At 52.6% G+C, this 8,247-nt stretch carries 8 protein-coding genes; all 8 read right to left on the reverse strand.

From position 1 onward, the window contains the following. Nucleotides 1-32 precede the first annotated feature (32 nt). Nucleotides 33-4,061 carry a DNA-directed RNA polymerase subunit beta gene (gene rpoB, locus ACLD3P_RS20940; protein ID WP_000263105.1) on the reverse strand — a complete coding sequence of 1,343 codons (4,029 nt, stop codon included), beginning with the start codon at nt 4,059-4,061 and terminating at the stop codon, nt 33-35. A gap of 317 nt (nt 4,062-4,378) precedes the next feature. Continuing rightward, the gene (gene rplL, locus ACLD3P_RS20945) at nt 4,379-4,744 is read right to left on the reverse strand and encodes a 50S ribosomal protein L7/L12 (protein ID WP_000028882.1); all 366 of its coding nucleotides are present in this window, start codon (nt 4,742-4,744) and stop codon (nt 4,379-4,381) included. Between the two features lie 66 nt (nt 4,745-4,810). Further along, nucleotides 4,811-5,308 carry a 50S ribosomal protein L10 gene (gene rplJ / locus ACLD3P_RS20950; protein WP_001207203.1) on the reverse strand — a complete coding sequence of 166 codons (498 nt, stop codon included), beginning with the start codon at nt 5,306-5,308 and terminating at the stop codon, nt 4,811-4,813. Nucleotides 5,309-5,723: 415 nt separating this feature from the next. Further along, nucleotides 5,724-6,428, reverse strand: coding sequence for a 50S ribosomal protein L1 (gene rplA, locus ACLD3P_RS20955; RefSeq protein ID WP_001096676.1), 705 nt, complete (start codon nt 6,426-6,428; stop codon nt 5,724-5,726). 3 nt (nt 6,429-6,431) lie between these two features. After that, nucleotides 6,432-6,860 carry a 50S ribosomal protein L11 gene (gene rplK / locus ACLD3P_RS20960; RefSeq protein WP_001085926.1) on the reverse strand — a complete coding sequence of 143 codons (429 nt, stop codon included), beginning with the start codon at nt 6,858-6,860 and terminating at the stop codon, nt 6,432-6,434. A 157-nt stretch (nt 6,861-7,017) separates the two neighbouring features. Continuing rightward, on the reverse strand, nt 7,018-7,563 hold the full coding sequence (nusG, locus tag ACLD3P_RS20965) for a transcription termination/antitermination protein NusG (RefSeq protein WP_001287521.1): 546 nt from the start codon (nt 7,561-7,563) through the stop codon (nt 7,018-7,020). A 1-nt stretch (nt 7,564) separates the two neighbouring features. Further along, complete coding sequence (secE, locus tag ACLD3P_RS20970) at nt 7,565-7,948, reverse strand: preprotein translocase subunit SecE (protein ID WP_001275691.1); 384 nt, start codon at nt 7,946-7,948, stop codon at nt 7,565-7,567. A 229-nt stretch (nt 7,949-8,177) separates the two neighbouring features. Further along, nucleotides 8,178-8,247 (reverse strand): hypothetical protein (locus ACLD3P_RS20975; protein WP_168992435.1); only part of this gene is annotated, 70 nt, incomplete at its 5' end.

Genomic DNA, 8,247 nt, shown 5'->3' on the forward strand with positions numbered 1-8,247 from the left:
ACCCCGACACCAGTGACCTGTTTGAGCGAGAATTACTCGTCTTCCAGTTCGATGTTGATGCCCAGCGAGCGGATCTCTTTCAACAGAACGTTGAAGGATTCCGGCATACCCGGTTCCATCTGATGGTTGCCGTCCACGATGTTCTTATACATCTTGGTACGGCCGTTCACGTCATCAGACTTAACGGTGAGCATTTCCTGTAGGGTGTAGGCGGCGCCGTAAGCTTCCAGCGCCCACACTTCCATCTCCCCGAAGCGCTGACCACCGAACTGCGCCTTACCACCCAGCGGCTGCTGAGTAACCAGGCTGTAAGAACCGGTAGAACGCGCATGCATCTTGTCATCAACTAGGTGGTTCAGTTTCAGCATGTACATGTAACCGACGGTTACCGGACGTTCGAACTGTTCACCCGTACGGCCATCGAACAGGGTGATCTGACCGGAGGTCGGCAGATCGCCCAGTTTCAGCAGCTCTTTGATTTCCGCTTCTTTCGCACCGTCGAACACTGGTGTGGCAATCGGCATACCTTTACGCAGGTTTTCTGCCAGACGCAGCACTTCATCATCGCTGAAGGTGCTCAGGTCGACTTTCTGACGAACGTCGGCGCCCAGATCGTAGGCACGCTGGATGAATTCGCGCAGTTTCGCGACTTCCTGCTGCTGTTTCAGCATGGCGTTAATCTTGTCGCCAATACCTTTCGCAGCCATACCCAGGTGGGTTTCCAGAATCTGACCAATGTTCATACGAGACGGTACGCCCAGCGGGTTCAGTACGATGTCTACCGGCGTGCCGTTTTCATCGTAAGGCATGTCTTCGATCGGGTTGATCTTAGAGATAACACCCTTGTTACCGTGACGACCTGCCATCTTATCACCCGGCTGGATACGGCGTTTAACGGCCAGATAGACCTTCACGATCTTCAGCACGCCCGGCGCCAGATCGTCGCCCTGGGTGATTTTACGGCGCTTCGCTTCAAGTTTTTTCTCGAACTCGTGTTTCAGTTCGTCATACTGCTCAGCCAGTTGTTCCAGCTGATTTTGTTTCTCTTCGTCGGTCAGACCGAGTTCCAGCCAGCGGTCGCGCGGCAGTTTGTCGAGCTTCTCAGCTTCAACGCCGCCGGACACCAGTACCGCACGGATACGGCTAAACAGGCCCGCTTCGAGGATTTGCAGTTCTTCAGACAGGTCTTTTTTCGCCTGCTTGAGCTGCATCTCTTCGATTTCCAGAGCACGTTTGTCTTTTTCTACGCCATCGCGAGTAAAGACCTGAACGTCGATCACCGTACCGGAGACACCGTTAGGTACGCGCAGAGAAGAGTCTTTAACGTCAGACGCTTTCTCACCGAAGATCGCACGCAGCAGTTTCTCTTCCGGCGTCAGCTGGGTTTCACCTTTCGGCGTCACCTTACCGACCAGAATGTCGCCGCCGGTCACTTCCGCACCGATGTAAACGATACCGGATTCATCCAGTTTGGAGAGCGCAGCTTCACCCACGTTCGGGATATCAGCGGTGATCTCTTCCGGCCCCAGCTTGGTGTCGCGGGACACGCACGCCAGTTCCTGAATGTGGATGGTGGTGAAACGGTCTTCCTGAACCACACGCTCGGAGACGAGGATGGAGTCTTCGAAGTTGTAGCCGTTCCACGGCATGAACGCCACGCGCATGTTCTGACCGAGCGCCAGTTCACCGAGGTCGGTGGACGGACCGTCTGCCAGCACGTCGCCGCGTTCAACCGGCTCGCCCAGAGACACACATGGCATCTGGTTGATACAGGTGTTCTGGTTAGAGCGGGTGTATTTGGTCAGGTTATAGATGTCGATACCTGCTTCACCCGGGTACATCTCGTCTTCGTTAACTTTGATAACGATACGGGACGCATCCACGTACTGAACAGTACCGCCACGTTTAGCTACTGCAGTAACACCGGAGTCGACGGCGACAGCACGTTCCATACCGGTACCCACCAGCGGCTTATCAGCACGCAGAGTCGGAACCGCCTGACGTTGCATGTTCGCACCCATCAATGCACGGTTGGCGTCATCGTGTTCCAGGAACGGGATCAGGGACGCACCGACGGAGACCACCTGCTGGGTGGAAACGTCCATGTAGTCAACCTGGTCACGGCTGAACAAGCTGGATTCGCCTTTGCTACGGCAGGTAACCAAATCTTCTACAAAGTGGCCTTCGTCATCCAGGTTGGAGTTCGCCTGAGCGATAACGTAGTTGCCTTCTTCGATAGCAGACAGGTAATGAATTTCGTCAGTGACCACGCCATCAACCACACGACGGTACGGCGTCTCAAGGAAGCCATATTCGTTAGTCTGTGCGTACACGGACAGGGAGTTGATCAGACCGATGTTCGGACCTTCCGGCGTTTCGATAGGACATACGCGACCGTAGTGCGTCGGGTGTACGTCTCGAACTTCGAAGCCTGCGCGTTCGCGGGTCAGACCGCCTGGGCCGAGTGCGGAGATACGACGTTTGTGCGTAATCTCAGACAGCGGGTTGTTCTGGTCCATAAACTGAGACAGCTGGCTGGAACCAAAGAACTCTTTCACTGCGGCGGAAATCGGCTTGGCGTTGATCATATCCTGAGGCATCAGGGTATCCAGATCGCCCAGAGACAGACGCTCTTTCACCGCACGCTCTACACGCACCAGGCCAACGCGGAACTGGTTTTCCGCCATTTCGCCGACGGAACGGATACGACGGTTGCCGAGGTGGTCGATATCATCCACTTCGCCTTTACCATTACGGATATCGATGAGCTTCTTCATGACATCAATGATGTCGTCTTTGCTCAGGATACCGGAACCTTCGATTTCGTCGCGCAGCAGAGAACGGTTGAACTTCATACGACCCACCGCAGACAGGTCATAGCGGTCTTCGGAGAAGAACAGGTTCTCGAACAGGCTTTCAGCCGCTTCACGAGTCGGCGGCTCACCAGGGCGCATCATGCGGTAGATTTCTACCAGCGCGCTCAGACGATCGTTAGTTGGGTCGACGCGTACCGTTTCAGAAATGTACGGGCCGTGGTCCAGATCGTTGGTAAACAGCGTTTCGATACGCTTGTGGCCGGACTGGCTCAGCTTAGCCAGCAGATCCAGGCTCAGCTCCATGTTCGCCGCGCAGATCAGCTCGCCAGTGGATTCGTCAACGTAGTCTTTAGAGACGACTTTACCTGCGATGTACTCAACCGGAACTTCGATATGCTTGATATCGTCTTTTTCCAGCTGACGGATGTGACGCGCGGTAATGCGACGGCCTTTTTCAACGTACACTTTGCCGTTAGCTTCGATATCGAACGACGCGGTTTCGCCGCGCAGACGTTCTGGAATCAGCTCCATCTGCAGCTTGTTGTCGCGAATTTCGAAGACGACTTTCTCAAAGAACAGGTCAAGGATCTGCTCAGTGGTGTAGTTCAGCGCACGCAGGATGATGGTCGCAGGCAGTTTACGGCGACGGTCGATACGCACGAACAGGTTGTCCTTCGGATCGAATTCGAAGTCCAGCCAAGAACCACGGTAAGGAATGATGCGCGCGTTATACAGCACTTTACCCGAAGAGTGGGTTTTACCTTTGTCGGAGTCAAAGAAGACGCCAGGGCTACGGTGCAGCTGAGAAACGATAACACGCTCAGTACCGTTGATAACAAAGGTACCGTTGTCGGTCATGAGCGGAATTTCGCCCATGTAGACTTCTTGTTCTTTAATGTCTTTTACGGTGCCTTCCGGCGCTTCGCGCTCGTAGATCACCAGACGCAGTTTTACGCGCAGCGGTGCGGAATAGGTCACGCCACGGATCTGACATTCCTGAACGTCAAACACCGGTTCGCCAAGGCGGTAGCTGACGTACTGCAGCTCGGAATTACCGCTGTAGCTCTGAATCGGGAACACGGAACGGAAGGCTGCTTCCAGGCCGTACTGCCCTTCAGGATCTTGCTCGATAAACTTCTGAAACGAGTCAAGCTGGATAGAAAGGAGATAAGGTACATCCAGAACTTGTGGACGTTTACCAAAATCCTTACGAATACGTTTTTTCTCGGTATAGGAGTAAACCATAGGGTTCCTCAGCTCGCTGACAAGTCGACCCATCTGTCCTGCGGGGGACAGTTTGTGCAACACTATTTTGTTGACCGGAAAATGGATACTTTCCGCAATGCCTGTTGCTATCACGCTTAAACCATTTCATTGCGATTTACACAGAACGTACGCTCTGTCGCAGTATATTAAGTCGTCGATAGAAACAAGCATTGAAAGGCACAGCAGTAGTCAAACAGTGTGAAACGCTACTGGCGCCTTACAGCGCAAAAAGGCTGGTGACTAAAAAGTCACCAGCCATCAGCCTGATTTCTCAGGCTGCAACCGGAAGGGTTGGCTTATTTAACTTCAACTTCAGCGCCAGCTTCTTCCAGAGATTTTTTCAGTGCTTCAGCGTCATCTTTGCTCACGCCTTCTTTCAGAGCGGCCGGAGCAGATTCTACCAGGTCTTTAGCTTCTTTCAGACCCAGGCCAGTTGCGCCACGTACTGCTTTGATAACAGCAACTTTGTTAGCGCCAGCAGCTTTCAGAATTACGTCGAATTCAGTTTTTTCTTCAGCAGCTTCAGCCGGGCCAGCAGCTACAGCTACAGCAGCAGCAGCGGAAACACCGAATTTTTCTTCCATTGCAGAAATCAGTTCTACAACGTCCATTACGGACATAGCGGATACTGCTTCAATGATTTGATCTTTAGTGATAGACATTTAAATTGTTCCTGAATATCAGAATAAGTTTATACGTAAGCAAATGCTTGATAAAGACAACTGCGATTACGCAGCTTCTTTTGCATCGCGTACAGCAGCCAGTGTGCGAACCAGTTTGCCAGCCGAAGCTTCTTTCATGGTTGCCATCAGGCGTGCAATTGCTTCTTCGTAGGTCGGCAGAGTTGCCAGGCGGTCGATCTGAGACGCCGGGATCAGCTCACCTTCAAAGGCTGCAGCTTTGACCTCAAATTTTGCATTCGCTTTCGCGAACTCTTTGAACAGACGAGCAGCAGCGCCCGGGTGTTCCATAGAGTATGCAATCAGGGTCGGACCAACAAACGTGTCTTTCAGGCACTCGAACTGAGTACCTTCAACGACGCGGCGCAGCAGGGTGTTACGAACAACACGCATGTATACGCCAGCTTCACGACCTGCTTTACGCAGTTCAGTCATTTTATCTACAGTTACGCCACGGGAATCCGCAACTACTGCAGACAGCGCGCCTTTGGCTACTTCGCTGACTTCAGCAACAATCGCTTGTTTGTCTTGAAGATTTAAAGCCATTAGCTTTGCTCCTGGATGTTTGCCGGAACTCATGTTCCGGAACTCACTTCACTCATCTCAACGAGAAGAGCGTCTTAATACGGTGAGCAGAAACAAGCCAGAGTATCAAAAATAATCTTAGCGTTCTGTCACCGTCTACGCAGGGGATTAAGCCTCTTGCGAGACGCCTGCGGTCTTCGACGGAGGCCTGGATAGGCCAGGCTCCAACGAACAAATCTTTTCTATCCGCCGCTATTCAGCTTGTGGCGGCGTTGGCTTCCTTCGTTCGCACCAGTCACATAGTTAGCTATGCTCCTGGCGACTCACTCAGTTGCCGCCTTGCCACAACCCGAATATCTCGGATATACGTCTGCAACTAGCAGAATACGTGGGGGTAAGATTGTAGACAAAATCACCGCCCACGTAAAGACTAATCTTAGTTCGCAGATGCGCTCAGACCAGCCTGATCAACGGCAACGCCAGCACCCATGGTGGTGGAGATGCTAACTTTCTTGATGTACACGCCTTTCGCCTGGCTCGGTTTTGCTTTTTTCAGCGCAACCAGCAGAGCTTCCAGGTTTTCTTTCAGTTTGTCAGCGTCAAAGTCCACTTTACCGATGGTGGTGTGGATGATGCCGTTTTTGTCGTTACGGTAACGAACCTGACCTGCTTTAGCGTTCTTAACCGCTTCAGCAACGTTAGGGGTTACGGTACCGACTTTCGGGTTTGGCATCAGGCCGCGCGGACCCAGAACCTGGCCCAGCTGGCCAACAACGCGCATTGCATCCGGGGATGCGATAACAACGTCGAAGTTCATTTCGCCTTTCTTGATCTGGTCAGCCAGATCTTCCATACCTACCAGCTCAGCGCCAGCAGCTTTAGCTGCTTCAGCGTTCGGGCCCTGGGTAAATACGGCAACGCGAACAGAACGGCCAGTACCGTGCGGCAGTACAGTCGCGCCACGAACGTTCTGGTCAGATTTACGAGCATCGATGCCGAGGTTAACGGCAACGTCAACGCTTTCGTTGAATTTAGCAGTGGCCAGCTCTTTCAGCAGGGCAATAGCTTCGTTGATGTCGTACTGTTTGGTCGCATCAACTTTTTCACGGATCACGCGCATACGCTTGGTCAGTTTAGCCATTTCTTAGTCCTCCACTACCAGGCCCATGGAACGTGCAGTACCTTCGATGGAGCGAGTCATCGCTTCAATGTCGGCACCGGTCATGTCGGCAGCTTTGGTCTGCGCGATTTCCTGCAGCTGAGCGCGGGAAATTTTACCTACTTTGTCTTTGTTCGGCTTGCCGGAACCAGACTTGATACCAGCCGCTTTTTTCAGCAGAACAGCTGCCGGAGGCGTTTTGGTAACGAAGGTGAAAGAACGGTCAGCGTAAACGGTAATAACAACCGGAATCGGCAGACCTTTTTCGATGGAATCCGTTTTTGCGTTGAACGCTTTGCAGAATTCCATGATGTTCACACCCTGCTGACCCAGTGCTGGACCAACCGGCGGACTCGGGTTCGCCATACCAGCTGCAACCTGCAGCTTGACGTAGGCTTGTACTTTCTTAGCCATTCTAAATTCCTCGAATTGGGTAGTATCGCTTCAAAGAAGCTCCCCGTGATAAATATCGCTTTATGGGCATAAGGCCCATAAAAACAAAAGGCGCGAAATTGTATGTCAATTTCGCGCCCTATGCAACGATTAGATCGCTGCTTTTTTGATCGCAGCCTTACGCTTTCTCAACCTGGCTGAAGTCCAGCTCTACCGGGGTCGCACGACCGAAGATAGAAACAGACACTTTCAGGCGAGACTTCTCATAATCGACTTCTTCGACAACGCCGTTAAAGTCTGCGAACGGACCGTCGTTAACACGAACCATTTCACCCGGTTCAAACAGAGTTTTCGGCCGCGGCTTATCGCCAACCTGCTGCAGGCGGTTCATGATCGCATCGACTTCTTTGTCGCTGATCGGCGCCGGACGGTCAGACGTACCGCCGATAAAGCCCATCACACGCGGCACGCTGCGCACCAGGTGCCAGCTTGCGTCGTTCATGACCATCTGGACCAGAACGTAACCCGGGAAGAATTTGCGTTCGCTTTTGCGACGCTGGCCGCCACGGATCTCAACGACTTCTTCAGTCGGCACCATGACTTCGCCAAACAGCTCTTCCATATTGTGTAATTTGATATGCTCGCGCAGCGATGTGGCTACGCGGCCTTCAAAACCGGAAAACGCCTGAACGACGTACCAGCGCTTTTTAGGTGCTTCAGACATCTCAGAACCTCAGGCCAGTGATAAAGGATACCAGGCGAACCAGAATACCATCCAGTCCCCACAGGATCAGTGACATAACTGCGGTAACCGCAGCGACGATCAGCGTGGTGTGCAGCGTTTCCTGGCGAGTCGGCCAAATGACCTTACGGACTTCGGTTCTCGCTTCACGGGCAAAAGCAACGGTTGCTTTACCTTTTGTCGTCAACAGCGCGACACCACCCGCTGCAGCAATCAGAATTACTACGGCCAGCGCACGCAGCGGCAGCATCATGTCGCGATAGAGGTAGTTGCCGACGATTGCGACGATCAGCAATATGGCAACAACTATCCACTTCATCGCTTCCAGGCCGCGCCCGCTCCCTTGAGCTTCGGTATTCGCACTCATAAACCAACCTGTCAGAAGTATTCTACAAACATTTTCACCCCGCAATCGCGAGGCAAACCAAATCGAAACGCTTATTCGCCTTTCGGATTATACGCCCTCTACAGAGCCTGTCTCAGCAATGATTATGACAAATAAAATCACTGATGAGCCAGGTTCTGGTGTGAAAGCGTGCAAAAAGGGCATCAAATGATGCCCTTTTATTGCGCATTGCGTCAAATGTTATCAGCGATTAGCCGAGAACTTTAGCAACAACGCCCGCGCCAACGGTACGGCCGCCTTCACGGATTGCGAAACGCAGA

The sequence above is a fragment of the Salmonella sp. 741265073_HBA genome (assembly GCF_046569105.1).
GTDB classification, from domain to species: Bacteria; Pseudomonadota; Gammaproteobacteria; order Enterobacterales; family Enterobacteriaceae; genus Salmonella; species Salmonella enterica.